Annotated in this window: 13 protein-coding genes; 5 read left to right on the top strand and 8 right to left on the bottom strand. The window is 44.9% G+C overall.

The features are described 5' to 3' along the window. The first annotated feature begins 82 nt into the window (after window positions 1-82). Both LZG72_RS19550 and LZG72_RS19545 read left to right on the top strand, forming a co-directional pair. A complete protein-coding gene (locus LZG72_RS19550; RefSeq protein ID WP_233876235.1) occupies window positions 83-1,537 on the top strand; it encodes a DUF1501 domain-containing protein in 1,455 nt (484 codons plus the stop codon). Window positions 1,538-1,542: 5 nt separating this feature from the next. Beyond that, window positions 1,543-3,717, top strand: coding sequence for a c-type cytochrome domain-containing protein (locus LZG72_RS19545; RefSeq protein WP_233876233.1), 2,175 nt, complete (start codon window positions 1,543-1,545; stop codon window positions 3,715-3,717). Between the two features lie 4 nt (window positions 3,718-3,721). Here LZG72_RS19545 and LZG72_RS19540 read toward each other — a convergent pair whose 3' ends face one another. Beyond that, window positions 3,722-4,945 carry an AGE family epimerase/isomerase gene (locus tag LZG72_RS19540; protein WP_310590563.1) on the bottom strand — a complete coding sequence of 408 codons (1,224 nt, stop codon included), beginning with the start codon at window positions 4,943-4,945 and terminating at the stop codon, window positions 3,722-3,724. 95 nt (window positions 4,946-5,040) lie between these two features. Continuing rightward, window positions 5,041-5,370, bottom strand: coding sequence for a hypothetical protein (locus LZG72_RS19535; RefSeq protein WP_233876231.1), 330 nt, complete (start codon window positions 5,368-5,370; stop codon window positions 5,041-5,043). Between the two features lie 207 nt (window positions 5,371-5,577). On the opposite strand from LZG72_RS19535, the gene LZG72_RS19530 reads away from it, so the two are divergent. After that, window positions 5,578-6,849 (top strand): sorbosone dehydrogenase family protein, encoded by a 1,272-nt coding sequence (locus LZG72_RS19530; protein ID WP_233876229.1) that lies wholly within the window; start codon window positions 5,578-5,580, stop codon window positions 6,847-6,849. A gap of 113 nt (window positions 6,850-6,962) precedes the next feature. Here LZG72_RS19530 and LZG72_RS19525 read toward each other — a convergent pair whose 3' ends face one another. Beyond that, window positions 6,963-7,742 (bottom strand): DUF1080 domain-containing protein, encoded by a 780-nt coding sequence (locus LZG72_RS19525; protein WP_409017722.1) that lies wholly within the window; start codon window positions 7,740-7,742, stop codon window positions 6,963-6,965. Window positions 7,743-8,017: 275 nt separating this feature from the next. Between LZG72_RS19525 and LZG72_RS19520 the strand changes: the two genes are divergently transcribed. Continuing rightward, window positions 8,018-8,518, top strand: a complete 501-nt coding sequence (locus LZG72_RS19520; protein ID WP_233876227.1) for a hypothetical protein — start codon at window positions 8,018-8,020, stop codon at window positions 8,516-8,518. Between the two features lie 151 nt (window positions 8,519-8,669). On the opposite strand, the gene LZG72_RS19515 is transcribed toward LZG72_RS19520, so the two are convergent. Genes LZG72_RS19515 through LZG72_RS19505 form a run of 3 tightly spaced genes read right to left on the bottom strand, consistent with a single transcriptional unit; the run spans window position 8,670 to window position 11,497 of the window. Further along, entirely contained in the window at window positions 8,670-11,039 is a 2,370-nt protein-coding gene (locus tag LZG72_RS19515; RefSeq protein WP_233876225.1) for a prolyl oligopeptidase family serine peptidase, read from the bottom strand. Window positions 11,040-11,055: 16 nt separating this feature from the next. Then, window positions 11,056-11,367, bottom strand: coding sequence for a hypothetical protein (locus LZG72_RS19510; RefSeq protein WP_233876224.1), 312 nt, complete (start codon window positions 11,365-11,367; stop codon window positions 11,056-11,058). Then, on the bottom strand, window positions 11,345-11,497 hold the full coding sequence (locus tag LZG72_RS19505) for a hypothetical protein (protein ID WP_233876222.1): 153 nt from the start codon (window positions 11,495-11,497) through the stop codon (window positions 11,345-11,347). The genes LZG72_RS19510 and LZG72_RS19505 overlap by 23 nt, the downstream gene beginning before the upstream one ends. Before the next feature lie 116 nt (window positions 11,498-11,613). Here LZG72_RS19505 and LZG72_RS19500 point away from each other — a divergent pair, with 116 nt between their 5' ends. After that, entirely contained in the window at window positions 11,614-14,112 is a 2,499-nt protein-coding gene (locus tag LZG72_RS19500) for a M1 family aminopeptidase (protein ID WP_233876220.1), read from the top strand. Between the two features lie 10 nt (window positions 14,113-14,122). Here LZG72_RS19500 and LZG72_RS19495 read toward each other — a convergent pair whose 3' ends face one another. Further along, the gene (locus LZG72_RS19495; protein ID WP_233876218.1) at window positions 14,123-14,668 is read right to left on the bottom strand and encodes a hypothetical protein; all 546 of its coding nucleotides are present in this window, start codon (window positions 14,666-14,668) and stop codon (window positions 14,123-14,125) included. A gap of 66 nt (window positions 14,669-14,734) precedes the next feature. Beyond that, window positions 14,735-15,190 (bottom strand): VOC family protein, encoded by a 456-nt coding sequence (locus tag LZG72_RS19490; RefSeq protein WP_233876216.1) that lies wholly within the window; start codon window positions 15,188-15,190, stop codon window positions 14,735-14,737. Window positions 15,191-15,227: the final 37 nt, after the last annotated feature.

The following is a 15,227-nucleotide window of genomic DNA, read 5'->3' as shown; positions in this document are numbered from 1 at the left end:
CAAAATCATCAATAAGCCAATCGTTAAAGGCTAATTACTAAAAGCTAAAAGCTAATCGCTAACAGCTAACAGCTAAAAAAACATGGAAAAGGAAATATTAGAACACGGACTTAATTTCAACAGAAGGCGCTTTTTGTCTTCCATGAGTTTGGGGATAGGCGGTGTGGCACTCGGCTCCCTGCTGATGCCGGATTTGTTGAATGGGGCGGGGATGGAAGAAGAAGGGTTGGCACCCGGAATTCCGCATTTTGCGCCGAAAGCGAAAAGGGTAATCTACCTTTTTCAAAACGGTGCACCTTCCCAGCAGGAGTTGTTCGATTATAAGCCGAAACTGCGTGAGATGCTCGGTCAGGAAATTCCGCCATCGGTTCGTGGCACGCAGCGTCTGACGGGCATGACGGCTAATCAGGCGTCTTTTCCGCTGGTAGGCTCATTTGTGGATTTCAAACAATACGGGCAGTCGCAGGCTTGGGTTAGTAACCTGATGCCTTATACTTCTAAAATTGTGGATGATCTGTGCTTTGTGAAATCCATGTATACCGAGGCCATCAATCACGATCCGGCATTAACCTTTTTACAAACGGGCTCGCAGCAGGGAAACCGGCCGAGTATGGGATCGTGGCTGAGTTATGGTTTGGGGAATGAAAATAAAAACCTGCCGAATTTTACTGTCCTGTTATCTCGTGGAGTAGGAAATGGTCAGGGGGTTTATTCCAAGCTCTGGTCAAATGGCTTCCTCGATTCAGTTCATCAGGGGGTGCAGTTCAGCAAAGGTGAAGATCCGGTACTGTATCTGCGTGACCCGGAAGGAATGGATCGTCACGACCGCCGGGATATGCTCGACAATCTTTCTCAGTTGAATGAGCTTTCTTACCAGGAGTTTGGAGATCCTGAAATAACTGCAAAAATCAAACAATACGAGATGGCGTACCGCATGCAAACTGCGGTGCCGGAGGTAATGGATCTTTCAAAAGAATCCGACGATATCATTAAGTTGTATGGCCCTGAATGCCTCGTTCCGGGTACATATGCTGCTAACTGCCTGCTCGCACGGAAGCTTTCTGAAAATGGCGTCCGGTTCGTTCAGCTTTATCACCAGGGCTGGGACCAGCATGGTAACCTGCCATTTGAGATCACAAAGCAGGCAATGGACGTGGATCAGGCGTCTGCCGCATTGGTAACCGACTTGAAACAGAGAGGGTTACTTGATGAAACACTTGTGATCTGGGGCGGAGAATTTGGACGTACAAGTTATACGCAGGGAAAACTTACAGCCGATAATTATGGTCGCGATCACCACCCGCGCTGTTTTACGATCTGGATGGCAGGCGGCGGTATCAAACCCGGAATTGTGTATGGCGAAACGGATGAACTGGGATACAACATCGCAAAAAATCCGGTGCATGTACATGATTTTCAGGCTACTATTTTACATCAACTAGGTCTCAACCATGAAAAACTGATTTTCAAACATCTGGGAAGAAGGTACCGGTTAACAGACGTCTCCGGCAAAGTTGTGAATGACATTATAAGCTAGTTTAAATGCATTTAAGATTTAGAATTTTTGCGGAACAGTTACTGGTAGCTTCCAACATTGTCATTTTATTTCTGCTGGTTTTCGAAAGTAAACTTGTGATCCCGCCGTGGTTGCAAACCATCGGACGCATGCATCCGCTGATCCTGCATTTTCCGATTGTGATCCTTTTGATTGCGATGTTACTGGAATTTTTCAGGTTCAAACCGGAATACGCCGCCAATTCATTTTACAAAAACTTTCTGCAAAACCTGCTTTTGGTCGGGACGCTTTTTGCTGCTGCAACCGTCGTAATGGGGCTTTTCCTTTCACGGGAGGAAGGATACGAGGGCATCATCCTAACTTATCACAAATGGACGGGTGCAGGTATTTTTTTCATCGGTTCAATCATTTACTGGATCCGGAATACAAATTGGTATAAAGCTCCGATCGCCAAAACCGGCGCATTTGTGACCGTCGTCGCTTTGGTCATGACGGGGCATTATGGTGCTGCATTAACGCACGGAAGCAATTTCATATGGGAACCGATTTCCAGTCAGCGTGAAATGGCCGCAGTTCCGCTCGACCAGGCCGTTGTCTATACGAACGTGATCAAACCGATTTTTGAACAGAAATGTACCAGCTGCCATAATCCTGAAAAGCTGAAAGGCGAATTGATCCTGACTGATCCGAAAGCTATACTGAAAGGTGGTAAATCGGGAAAACTGCTTGTTGCCGGAAATCCTGAAATGAGCCTTTTACTGCAGCGTGTGCATTTACCGATGGAGGAAAAAAAGCATATGCCGCCAACTGGCAAAGCGCAGCTTACGCTGCAAGAGATTTCCCTGCTCACTTTATGGGTGAAACAAAAAGCAGATTTTGAGAAAAAATTGATAGATCTTCCTGAAAATGATTCAATGAGGATCCTGGCTTCTGCTTACTTGAAGCCGGTGAACCGGGTGGAGGAATACAATTTTGCAGCTGCGGATGAAGAAACAGTGAAGGATTTGAACACGGATTATAGAACGATCCTCCCGCTGGCCAGGGAATCGCCGGCCCTGGCAGTAAATATTTACAACAGTTCGGCATATGATGTAAAACAACTTGATGAATTGAGTGAGATCAATAAGCAGGTTATTTCATTGAATCTCAACAAAATGCCTGTCAAAGATGCCGATATCAAAAGCATTGCTCAATTTGAAAATCTTCGCAAGCTGGATCTCAACTTCACAAATGTCACGGGCGTGGGTTTGAAAGACTTATCCGCATTAAAATACCTTGAAAATATAACATTGTCGGGTACAAAGCTGAATTATAGCGAATTAAAAAGTCTGTTGCCGAATCTGAAGACGCTGAAAAGCATCTCCGTCTGGGATACAAAACTCACTGCGGCTGATGTGGAAAAATTGCAGAAGGAATTCAGGACCATCAACATCATTGGTGGTTTTAAAGATGATGGTAAAAACCCGTTACAACTGAACCCGCCGCAGGTTAAGAACAGCTCGACCATTTTCTCGGAGTCGCTTGCGCTGGATCTGAGGCATCCGATAAAAGGTGTGGACATTCGCTATACAACCGATGGAACGGATCCGGATAGCATTGACTCACCACTTTTCGATGGTAAAAAAGTCCTGACGCAAAGTGAAACGATCAAAGCCAAAGCATACAAAAAAGGGTGGTATGGTAGCGAAATGGCCACTTTTGATTTCTTTAAAAGTAAGTTTGTACCTGATAGCGTCAATCTGATTATGCCGCTAAACAGGGTACATCAGGCGGAAGGCGCTAAGACGTTTTTTAATCATAAATTGGGTGTTATCGGTGCTAACAACCCCGCCTGGGCTAACAACTGGGCGGGCGTCAGGAACAATGACATGGCTTTTATGGCGGAATTCAAAAAGCCGGTCACCATTTCTTCCCTTGGACTGCATTATATGATTGAGGAGGCAACCAGTATTTTCCCTCCCGAGCTTGTGGAAATTTGGGGAGGTGATAGCATGGATAACCTGAAATTGCTGACAAAATTCAAGGCGCAGATGCCCTCAAAAGGGGATGCTCCTACATTAAAAACGGTTGTGGGAAATTTCAAGCCGCAAAGTGTTTCTTATATCAAAATCGTTGCCAAGCCCGTCGAGAAAATACCGGAATGGCATGGTAACAAAGGAAAACGTGCGTTGCTACTTGTGGATGAGATGTTTCTGAACTGAAAACTCAGGCTTTGCTCACCCGCCGCCACATTTCAGCGCAGGCGCGGGCATTGTGATACGGGCATTTCCAAAAATTGATCTTATCGCCTTTGACGGGCGTGCCATCTTCCTTGACTGTCCCGTGCCATTCGCCTTTTTCTTTGTCAATAAACTCATTAACGACATAATCCCAGCTTTTCTGCGCCTTTGCAAGGAAGCTTTCGTCTTTGGTTAATTGATACGCATTGTAAAAGCCGACCAACTGCTCAGCTCCGACCCACCAGCTGCGGTCGGTTTGCAGATGTTTCGTTTCCGGGTCGTATTCATAATTTAGCGCGCCATCTTTACCTAATCCCTTGCTCGCGGCGGTCGCCATTTTAATGGATAATTTCTTCATTTTCTCAATCAGCTTCTCGTCATGAAGTATCTCCGCCGTTTCAAATAACAGCCACGAAGCCTCGATGTCGTGCCCATAAGAAACGATATGATCTTTGGCTTTCCACGTTTCATCAAAAAACAATTGCATACTCGCCGTTTCCGGATTGACAATGCGCTTGATGATCGCTTCCAGCATATCGGCGGTTTGCTTTTTCAATTTCTTGTCCGGCCAGACGCTATACAGATTAGTATAAGCTTCCACCAAATGCAAATGCGTGTTCATGCTTTTGATCCACGGGCGTTTGCTTAAAATGTAATCGTCCGTAGCCGACCAGTCCCGCGAAAATGCCTCGCGATAACCGCCATTAACTGCGTCAAATGCGTGTTTTTCAATGAGATTAAAAAGGTCTTTTGCTTTTTCCAGCGCGGGCGGATAATGCGTGACACGGTAATACTCGCTCAGCCCATACATGGCAAATGCATTGCCATAAATCTGTTTTTTAGTTTCCAGTGGAGAACCATCCGCTTTCACAGACCAGTAAACCCCGCCATGTTCTGCATCGAAAAAGTACCGAACAAGTTGTTGGTAAGCCCGGTCGGCAAGGGTCAGGTATTTGGCTTCCTTAAATAACCGGTGTGCCAGGGAAAATGTCCAGAGAATTCGTCCAGTGAGAACAACGGACCGTGCCGAGTCTTTATCAGCTTGGTTTTCATAATTGACCCGTCCATAAAAACCCCCTTTTTCAAGGTCAGGTGCATATTTTTCCCAATAATCCAGGATGGCAATAAGCTCTGTTTTAAATGCTTCGGGAGTAAATGCGGCCATGGTTTTCGGGATCTTTTCGAAAAAAGCAATGAGGCGTAAAATCATACTGATTGCATTACTTGCGTAATTGAAACAGTGTGGAAACAAAAAAGAGGTCTGATACCAAGTACCAAACCTCTACCAAATAGAAACAGCAAATCTTAATCTCCCTGATTCTCTTCTTGTGTCTCGTGATTATCTCCACCAAGACTGTAGTAGTTATTTTCCTCGTCTTCGCGGCCGATCATCTCATCGTCATCGTCCAATTCTGAGCCCGGAACATCCAGATCGCCGCCGGTCACATCGTCGGAAAATGTCTTTTCATTCCATTCGTCCGCGTCAATATCAATATCTTCTTTTAGCTCGGTGGGGTTTTCCGGATCGATGTCTTCTTCGATCAGGCCCTGACGGAACACATCTTCTTCGGCCGGGTAATTTCCGGGCAGATCTTCCGCAAATCCTTCCTCGTCCTCATTATCGTTTGGGATCATAATTTTAAAGATTAATGGTTATCAGTTTAAAAGTTCAGGCGGATGTCCGTCGGATGTTAAGGTATGTTCAAAAAGTATTCCAGCCAGAGATGATTTCTAAAATAAAATCGGATACCTAAGTAGCAAGCTTTCGGTAAAATGCTTTTAATTGGGTTAAACTTTGGAATCATAATTAAATAAACACCCATAATCTCAATTCCAGCTTGCATGCAACGAAATGTAATTAAATTCTCGGCATCACTTTTAGCTCTGGCGGCAACTTCCGGTTTGTTTGCCTATAAGAGTTTTACGACCGACCCATTCTCATTCACGCCGATTGAGGCGAAAGAACTTATTCTGCCTGCCGGGTTTTCAGCAAAGGTACTGGCAACCGATCTCGGGGCAACACGACACATGGCCATCGGCAAAAATGGCGATATGTATGTAAAGCTCTCCAAGTTGAAAGATGGAAAGGGCATGTACCTTTTACGGGATACAAATGGCGACGGAACCATCGACGAACAAAAGCTTTTTGCTGATTATCAAGGTACTGGCGTTGCGATCAAAAATGGCTACCTGTACAGTTCGTCGAACAAAGGCGTATTTCGTTACAAACTGAATGATAAGGAAGAGATCATCGATTTTGACAAGCCAGAATTGATCGTTGAGGGATTGGTAGACCATGGCCGCGACAATGCGAAGCCGCTCGCTCTGGATAATGCCGGAAATATTTACGTAACAGTAGGTTCTTACAGTGACAACTGCCGCGAGGCAGGAAGTGGAAAAGGGATGTCACCCTGCTCGATCCTGGATTCTGCCGGAGGGATCTGGAAATTCAAAGCCGACAAGCTGAATCAGAAATTTGCAGACGGAACGCGTTATGCGACCGGGGTAAAGAACGCGGTTGGAATTGACTGGGATAACAAGACAAATGCGCTGTATGCCACAACTCACGGACGTGGTAAGTTCGACGACTTTTACCCTCAATATTACACACCCAAACACAGTGCAGAACTTCCGGCAGAAACATTGTACCGGTTGAAAGAAGGCGACGATGCTGGCTGGCCATACATCTACTACGATCAGTTTCAGAACAAAAAGATCCTTGCTCCCGAATATGGCGGAGATGGTAAAAAGATTTCCGGCGAAAAGGCCATTAACCCGCTGGTTGCATTTCCGGCGCATTTAGGCCCAAACGCTTTACTATTTTACACAGGTTCAAAGTTTCCGGCCAAATATAAAAACGGTGCTTTCATCGCATTTCACAGTCAGTCGCCAGAGCTGAAAAAAGGGTACCTGGTTGCCTTTGTGCCGTTTGTGAACGGAAAGGCGGGTAAATGGGAGATTTTTGCGGATAATTTTGCTGGTACAGACCTTGCAAAGCCGACCGGCCCCATCCAACATCGTCCATGCGGATTAGCTCAGGGACCAGACGGCGCCTTATATGTGACCGATGATCTCAATGGCACCATTTTCAAGATCGACTATAAGAAGAAATAAGCCGAAGGGGTAGTCTGCTATTGACAAAGCTTAATGTAAAATAAAGAACCGTCCGGCCAATATATCCATAGCCGGACGGTTCTTTTTTGTAACGATATAGCTAGCTTGCTTGTCTAAAAATCCGTATCCGGTTTGTCGAGCTCCATTTCTTTGATCCAGATATTCCGGTAATATACATCGTGACCTTCTGACTGCAGTTTCAATCCCCCCGGCGTATCGGTAATTCCTTTGCCGCCATTATTCCCACCGTCAATCCCCGAGTTCGGGCCGCCCCACACCTGGCTGATCTTCTGGTTTGAATGCACTTTTTTTCCATTGAAATAAAGCGTTACCATGGGTTGCTCCACCAGTTTACCATCTTTGAAACGTGCAGCCCGGAACAGGATATCATACGAATTCCATTTGCCGATGCCATTATAGGCATAGTACGGCGACTTCGTTTCATTGATCACCGCAGCCATTCCGTGAGAGGTAGTATCTCCGTCTAAAACCTGGATTTCATACCTGTTCTGAAGATAGACACCACTGTTCCCCCCTTTCTTGGTAATGAAAAACTCGACGTGTGCCCGGAAATCTTTGAATTGTTTTTTTGTAACAATATCGGCGGAGCCATAAAGTCCTCCCGCAGAAGCCGGATCATTGCAGTTGATCACGGTTCCTTTATCAACCGGATCATTCACTACAGTCCATTTGATCGGGGCCTTTGCTTTAAGGCGCGGACCTTCCCAGTACACCCATTTTTCGTCGAGCATTTTACGGCTCCCATCCAGGTACACTTCCGCGCCTTTTACAGGTTTTGTGCCCACGCCGGTTTGAGAATGTGCAGCGGAAGCGAAAACTGTGAAAATGGCAGCCAGTGCCAGTGATTTTATTGACATATTAAGGTTGTTCATTTAGTGACGATTAGATGTAAATAGTTGTTCAGTCGGGTGTTTGATATAAGCGATTACCGGTTTGTTATTACTCTTAAAGCCAATATTTTTTGTCCTGTGTAGAAGGAATACCACACTGAACTAACATCATTTACTTTCTGAAAAGCCTGTTAGTTGCGTCCAGAGCAAACGTATAGTTGAATTGCAGTGGGTGGGCACACATTTGGTAACACAGACAAATCTTATCGAACATTTAATAAGATTGATACTTTTAGAACTTTTACACACCAAGCGTTATGGAGACATTACCAAGCCCAAAAAAAATAAGCACTGTGACAGGGGTATTTGCGACGAGACAAGATGCAGAAAGCGCCTATCGCACACTCATTAAATTAGGTTACAATGCAGAGGAAATCACACTGATCATGTCAGAAGATACGTGTGTGAACTTGTATCAGCATTGCGGCGCCGATTTTTATACCGAAAACATACAACATCGTAGAAATAAGCTGCAAGTAACCAGAATCTCGGAAGCATTGGAAGTGTACGGAAGGTTCGTGGCGATTCCGGGACTGGCACTTGTGGTGGTAGGTCGGCTGGATGATGGCGGCTTACGCGCACTATCGAGCTCGGTGATGTCCGACGAATATTCCGAGTATTTTCAGCGGAGAATTCAGGATGGAGAAATCCTGATTGATTTCGGACTGCACACCCCGAAAGAACGCAAGCTCATTACAGGCTTATGGGAAAACTACGGCGGCTTTCCACTTGTGAGACGGGTTGAGAATGCGGCGTAAATCCCCTAAATCCCCTTAAGGGGAATTCGTCATAACCCCTAAATCCCCTGAAGGGGAATTCGTCATAACCCCTAAATCCCCTGAAGGGGACTTTTTTTGCCAAATGAAGGTCCCCTTTAGGGGATTTAGGGGCAGGCAGGCAGCCAGACGCTCACAGCTTTTCTTCAAATAATTTCAGTATTCTCTTGAACTCATCCGTCCACGAAGACGCTTCCACAAAAGCGTGATCTTCCATCGGATAGGAGGCCAGCTCCCAATTATCTTTGCCAAGTTCGATCAGGCGTTGTGATAACCGCACAACGTCCTGATAATGAACGTTTACGTCAACCATTCCGTGACAGATCAGCAGATGGTTTTTAAGCCCTGACGCGTGGTAAATCGGTGAGCTTTTGCGATACGCCAGACTATCTGACTGTGGTTCGTTGAGAATATTGGCCGTATAAGACTGATTATAAGATGCCCAATCGGTAACAGGTCGCAAAGCGGCGCCGGCTTTGAAAACATCCGGGGTTGTAAACAAGCCCATTAAGGTGATAAATCCTCCGTAAGAACCGCCGTAAATGCCAATTTTTTTCGGATCAATTCCATAGTTTTTTACCAGCCATTTTGCCCCATCGGTGTTATCTGTCAAATCTTTGCCCCCCATAAACCGGTAAATGCCCGTGCGCCAGTCGCGGCCGTAGCCTGAGCTTGCCCGGTAATCGAGATCTAGTACGGTGTATCCTTTATCCGTCAGTAAGTTATGGAACATATATTCCCTGAAATACTGGCTCCACCATTTGTGCGCATTTTGCAAATAGCCTGCACCGTGTACAAAAATCACGGCTTTGCCATTTGACTTTTTAGGCTCGTAAACGCGGGCGTAAACGGGCTTTCCATCAGTCGCCCGAATCGTTACCACCTTTGCCTCCCGCCACGGATAAGACAAAAATTCTTTGGTTACAGACTGCGTAACGCGTTCAGGCTGGTTACTTCTCGAGGACGGTGTATTGTCCATTAAATACAATTCCCAGGGGGCGGTACTCTTAGAATACCGGATCGCGAGTTTTTTCTCGTCGGGCGATAATGTCAATTCGTTCGCTCCAGGCATATAAGTGATGCGTTCGCGTTTGCCGCCCGTGGCAGCCATCTGATACACATGCTGCTCACCCGGATGAACTTCATTGGTGATCAGGTAAAACGTTTTCTTATCCTTCGAAAGCGTCACATTTTGAACCTCAAAATTTCCCGTTGTCAGCGCGGTTTTTTTGCCGGTATTAACATTTACTGTGTACAAATGAGAATAGCCTGTGGCTTCGCTCTGAAAGTAAAATGTCTCGTTATCCAGCCAGCCGGTTTCACCAGCACTTGTCACGTAACCCCCAATTCCCGGCCCGCCGATCCATGCTTCATCGCGCTGACGGTCGAGTGGCTTGAGAGCGGGTGATGACGCGTCGAATGACATGATCCAGCGATCTTTACTATCCAGCGAGCGAATTACCACCACCGCATTCTTGCCATCATCCGACCAAAATGGCCCATGAATGATCGTTTCCCGCTCCTTGTTTTTCCATGCGGAATCCAGTTTTGGATAATCTTTCAAATAGTCCGGCCTGTCGTGAATGCCGGGAATGTCTTTCACAGTTACTTTCCGTGTTGTGTCTTTTTTTATATCGTACACCCACATTTCATAGCTCGATCCCGGCGCGCCGACCTTCGTACGGCTGGTGAGATCTTCTGTAAAACCCGATTCAGTCACGTAGCTCGGAACGTTTGCGGACTTCGCCGATTTATCTGCTTGTGTCAATCGGTATGTGATGAATCTTCCGTCGGGACTTACCTGCTGATTTGATACAGCTTTTTCGGCCAGGTAAATTTCCTTCGGGTAATCTGGTTTTTCTGCTTCACTGATCCTTTTTTCGGCATCTTTCTTGGTTTTGCGCTCTTTCAATACATCAAAAGTGGCAAGCTGATCTTCCTTTAAAAACTTTTCCTGAAGATTGGGTTTAGATTCGAGTTTTTTCGTACCGGTCTTGAAATCAGTTAATTGACTTATTAATCCGGTTCCGAGCGAAACACTGAAAAGATTGTTGCTTCGTGTGAAAATAACGCTTTGTTCGTCGCCGCTGAATACAGGATTTGTCTCGCGCTCGACGGTGTTTGTGATCTGGCGAATGGTGAAGTTTTGGTAACCAATCAGATAAATATCCCCATTCTTTTCATAAAGTCTCAAAGAGTGCTGGCGGTTGTAAACTCCGTTGCGGCCTGCCATTGCAATGCGGTTTGCCGGAGCAATCTTGTTTACCATTTTGTCTGAAATCGAATAACCGTAAAGTGAATCCGAAAGATTTTTGTCCGGGTTCCAGTTGAAATAAATCGTTTTCGAATCATCGGCCCAGGTAATGTCGCTCGGAGATGTCCCGATCCACATTTTCGGGTCACGCATGATCTTTTCGACAGTTAATGGAGCTAGATTTTGGGCGGATAAGGTGTTTGCAAAAAGTAAAAAGATAATGGAGAGTAGTAATAGAATGCGTCTCATGAAAGGTGAATGTCAATCAGTCGTGATAAGGAATGGCTTTAATGAGCCGGATATTATTGTATTCTTCGATTACAACCGTGTTGTCTTTTGAAATAATGCCCCGTTTAATCCAATTACTGACGGTTTGAGTATTTGGAATATTGAACCGTTTGCAATATTCAGCGATCGTGATCCAATCGTGGAGCTCATACCTTTTGCCATCTTTTGAAAGATAGTTTTGAGCCTCAATGAGCGCCTCTTTGCTTTCTGAAAGCAGTGTTTGCAGGTTAGTCTGCGATTCCGTTACCGTTCCCATATAGCTATTGTTATCTTCTTTTTTCCAATTCATTTAAAACTTCCAGTATTTTGGCGATCACATCCAGAATTTCATCAACTTCGCCTGAGGTCAGATTTTGTTGATTATCGCGGAGGTACTGGCGCAATGGAGCGAGCCTCATTCTTAGGTCAAACTCATTCATAGTGTGTATTTAAGTAAATGTAATGAAATTCTGTTACGATACGTAACGATTCGTTGCGATACAATCGGAGGTTCAAATTACTGGAAATCTTGTTTTGAAAAATAAGGCAATTTAAAATGAAGTTATTAATCCCAATCCTTGCGCTGTTTTTTACATTCATTTCCTGTCAAACAAAAACAAACGGACCCGAAAGAGGCGTCTCGTTTTCCTTAAACGAGCATCGGAAAAATACGATTTCAAACATCAGTTATCAGATCCGGCTGGACATTCCTCCGGCAAAAAGTGAGCGTATTAAAGGAGAAATAACGATCGCATTCAACTTGAATTCGCTCGATTCTGCATTGGTGATCGACTTCAATTCGGACAGTTCGCACATTACTTCGGTGCAGATTGATAAGAATGATATTCCGTATGACTTTGTGAATGAGCATATTGTCATTCAATCAAAACATCTTGAAAAAGGCAATAATCAGGTTCACATCTCATTTACAGCAGGTAATTTGTCACTGAACCGCAGCGACGAATACTTGTACACGTTATTTGTCCCGGACCGCGCCTCCACCTGTTTCCCGCTTTTTGATCAGCCGAATCTGAAAGCCGTTTACAAGCTTACTTTGAAGACGCCGGCTGAATGGGAGGCTGTTTCAAATGGCGCATTGCAGTCGAAATCGACCGAAAAAGAGAAAAGCATTTACGGGTTTTCGGCCACCAAACCGATCAGTTCTTACCTTTTTGCATTTGCCGCCGGAAAGTTTTTCAAGGCTTCGAAAAAGATAGATGGCCGGGAAATGACGATGTATTACCGTGAAACGGACACTGCAAAAGTGAACAGGAACCGCGACGAGGTTTTTAGCTTGCATGCAAAATCGCTGGCTTGGCTTGAAAACTACACGGGCATCGATTATCCGTTTGGGAAGTTCGATTTTGTGCTGGTACCGTCGTTTCAATACGGTGGAATGGAGCATCCGGGTTCTGTTTTTTACAACGAATCCGCATTATTTCTTGATGAAAATCCGTCAGTAAACCGGCTGCTTTCCCGCGCCAGTGTGATCGCGCATGAGTCGGCGCATATGTGGTTTGGCGATCTGGTGACGATGGACTGGTTTAATGATGTGTGGCTGAAAGAGGTTTTTGCCAACTTTATGGCTGCTAAAATCGTGCATCCGAGCTTCCCCGAAATCAACCATAATCTTCGATTTCTGCTTGCGCATTATCCGGGCGCCTACGACATCGACCGGACCGCCGGAACAAATCCGATTTTACAGGATTTGGGCAACCTGAAAAATGCCGGAACATTATACGGTGGCATTATTTATCAAAAGGCGCCGATCGTGATGCGGAAGCTCGAAAGGATGATCGGGGAGGATCTTATGCAGAAAAGTCTTCGTGAATATCTTAAAACCTTTGCATTTAAAAATGCTCGCTGGGATGATCTGATCGGTATTATTGATAAAAACACACCGCAGGATATCGCTAAATGGAGCACGGTTTGGGTCAAAACGCCGGGTATGCCTGAATACGAATTGAATAGAAACGCAGATAGCGTTTCTATCACTCAAAAGAGAGATTCCGTTTCCAGTCGCATTTGGACGCAGCCGCTGGTTTTTCAAGGGCTTAACAATGGAAATCAGCCGGTTATTTTCCCAAATTCGAATGGAACCGGATATGGTTACTTTAAAATGGACAGTATCAGCAAAGCTTATTTCATCGAAAATTATGCAGGGACCGACACGATTTTCAAAAACCCGGTATTTCGCGGAGCGATGCTGGTAAATATCTGGGAAGGATTGCTGCGCGATGGAAATCCCAAGCCTGGAATTTTAGTGGAAAATATGTTAGAAACCCTTAAAAAAGAGCAAAATGCATTGATCATCGACTACTTGCTTGGTAATTTGCAAACAACCTGGTGGACTTTCTTAAATGAAGATCAGCGTAAATCTTACCAGGAAAATGTGGAGTTGAAACTGTGGGATCTGCTGAATGGAACAAAGGATAAAGGCATCAAAACGTCTTACTTCCGCTCATTTAAAAACATTGCTTTGACAGCAAACGGATTGAAAAAACTTGAATCGCTCTGGAATGCAAAACTGGTGATCAAGGATTTGATTTTGTCCGAAGACGACAAAATTTCACTGGCGTATGAGCTTGCATTAAAAAGCCCGGACGGTGCCAGTTCCATTCTTGACGAACAATTAAAAAACACCAAAAACCCGGACAGAAAGGCGAGAATGCAGTTTGTAATCCCGGCATTAAACGTGGATGAAGCAAAACGCGACGCTTTTTTCGAGACATTAAAAGATGAGAAAAACCGTGAAAAGGAAGCATGGGTTCTGGATGCATTAGGTTTTTTAAATCATCCGTTAAGACAGAAATCGGCATTGAAATACCTGCGTCCCTCTTTGGATTTATTACAGGAAATCCAGCTCACCGGCGACATCTTCTTCCCAACCCGCTGGCTCCACAGCACATTTGCGGGACATTCGACGAAGGAAGCAGCTACCATTGTGCAGACTTTTTCAAACGAAAATCCGGATTATCCATACTTCTTGAAAAACAAGATCTTGCAGGAAACTGACATGCTTGGACGGGCTGTGAAGCTTGGAAAGCATCGGTAGTCTGGTCGCTCTATGCAAGTCTTTTAAATTTGGAGATTTTCCAGTCGCCAACTTGCGGGTCGACGTAAAAATAATCGGTGTAATGTCCGTAGTGTTTGGCGAATTCGACAAGTCCAGAACTATGCTCTCCAAGTTTCACAGCTCGCAATGTGATATCAAAATTGTCAGTAAGTAAGAATGTCAGTCTGTTCACTTCGTCTTCAGTTATCACCCTGGGCTCCTTCAGGAGTTGGTAAACCCATTGAACATCTGAAAACCAATGCAGAAGCTGCGGATCTTTTAGATCTTTGTCAGTAATAATAATAGAAAATATTTCTTGCAATGCTCTCGCATCCCGTCGCATCATTAAGTCTTGTGCATAATGGTAGAGGATTGAATAGCAATAGTCTTTTTTTGGACAGTCTACCTGAGACGCCAATTTGAATAAAACAGCAACGTATTTGTTAGCATGTAATACTAGATCTTCGTCCTGAGAGGTCAAATAGAGGTCGTCGTCATATGCCCAGTCCATTACTTGCTCAATAGTTGGACTAAATGTTTCTAGGCAGCGAATCATGATCAGGTTAGTTTATTGAATCCACAAGGTCGGTATAAAGACTGAACCCTCAGAATCTGAGGATCATCATTTATCCTGCGGGAAATACTGATCCCAGAACCCTTCTTTCGGCGCGGTTTGCTCAACGACGTCAATGTGCATTCCGTTTGGATCGTTGACGGCAAAGCGCAGCTGGCCCCAGTCTTCCTGTTTTAAAGCGTAACTAATTTTTACACCGGCCGCCGTCATCGCTTCATATACCTGTGTTGCATCCGTGATTTGCAATGTGATAAATGCTCCGTCTCCCTGCATTGCTTTCGGGGCAGGCGGGAAGCTGGGGTGATCTTCGCTCATGAATGCCAGTAAAGTGGCTTTTTCTCCGGGAGATTGCAGGAGTACGAACCAGGATGATTCAAAAATCGGTGAGAAGCCAAACCAGCTGGTATAAAATTGCGTGCAGGATTTGACATCATGCGTAACAAATACAGTATAAACTTCCTGCAGATTTTTGGTCAGTTCGGCGATATGTTTTGAGGTTTCCATTTTATTATTTTGAGTTGGCTGGTTATCAATAATTTTC

It is taken from the genome of Dyadobacter sp. CY323 (assembly GCF_021390245.1).
Taxonomy (GTDB): Bacteria; Bacteroidota; Bacteroidia; order Cytophagales; family Spirosomataceae; genus Dyadobacter.
This window is presented reverse-complemented; position numbering and strand designations above follow the sequence as displayed.

Coding starts and splice junctions, on each gene's coding strand:
- LZG72_RS19550 (WP_233876235.1), top strand. CDS start 83: ATGGAAAAGGAAATATTAGAACACGGACTTAATTTCAACAGAAGGCGC.
- LZG72_RS19545 (WP_233876233.1), top strand. CDS start 1,543: ATGCATTTAAGATTTAGAATTTTTGCGGAACAGTTACTGGTAGCTTCC.
- LZG72_RS19540 (WP_310590563.1), bottom strand. CDS start 4,945: ATGATTTTACGCCTCATTGCTTTTTTCGAAAAGATCCCGAAAACCATG.
- LZG72_RS19535 (WP_233876231.1), bottom strand. CDS start 5,370: ATGATCCCAAACGATAATGAGGACGAGGAAGGATTTGCGGAAGATCTG.
- LZG72_RS19530 (WP_233876229.1), top strand. CDS start 5,578: ATGCAACGAAATGTAATTAAATTCTCGGCATCACTTTTAGCTCTGGCG.
- LZG72_RS19525 (WP_409017722.1), bottom strand. CDS start 7,742: ATGAACAACCTTAATATGTCAATAAAATCACTGGCACTGGCTGCCATT.
- LZG72_RS19520 (WP_233876227.1), top strand. CDS start 8,018: ATGGAGACATTACCAAGCCCAAAAAAAATAAGCACTGTGACAGGGGTA.
- LZG72_RS19515 (WP_233876225.1), bottom strand. CDS start 11,039: ATGAGACGCATTCTATTACTACTCTCCATTATCTTTTTACTTTTTGCA.
- LZG72_RS19510 (WP_233876224.1), bottom strand. CDS start 11,367: ATGAATTGGAAAAAAGAAGATAACAATAGCTATATGGGAACGGTAACG.
- LZG72_RS19505 (WP_233876222.1), bottom strand. CDS start 11,497: ATGAATGAGTTTGACCTAAGAATGAGGCTCGCTCCATTGCGCCAGTAC.
- LZG72_RS19500 (WP_233876220.1), top strand. CDS start 11,614: ATGAAGTTATTAATCCCAATCCTTGCGCTGTTTTTTACATTCATTTCC.
- LZG72_RS19495 (WP_233876218.1), bottom strand. CDS start 14,668: ATGATTCGCTGCCTAGAAACATTTAGTCCAACTATTGAGCAAGTAATG.
- LZG72_RS19490 (WP_233876216.1), bottom strand. CDS start 15,190: ATGGAAACCTCAAAACATATCGCCGAACTGACCAAAAATCTGCAGGAA.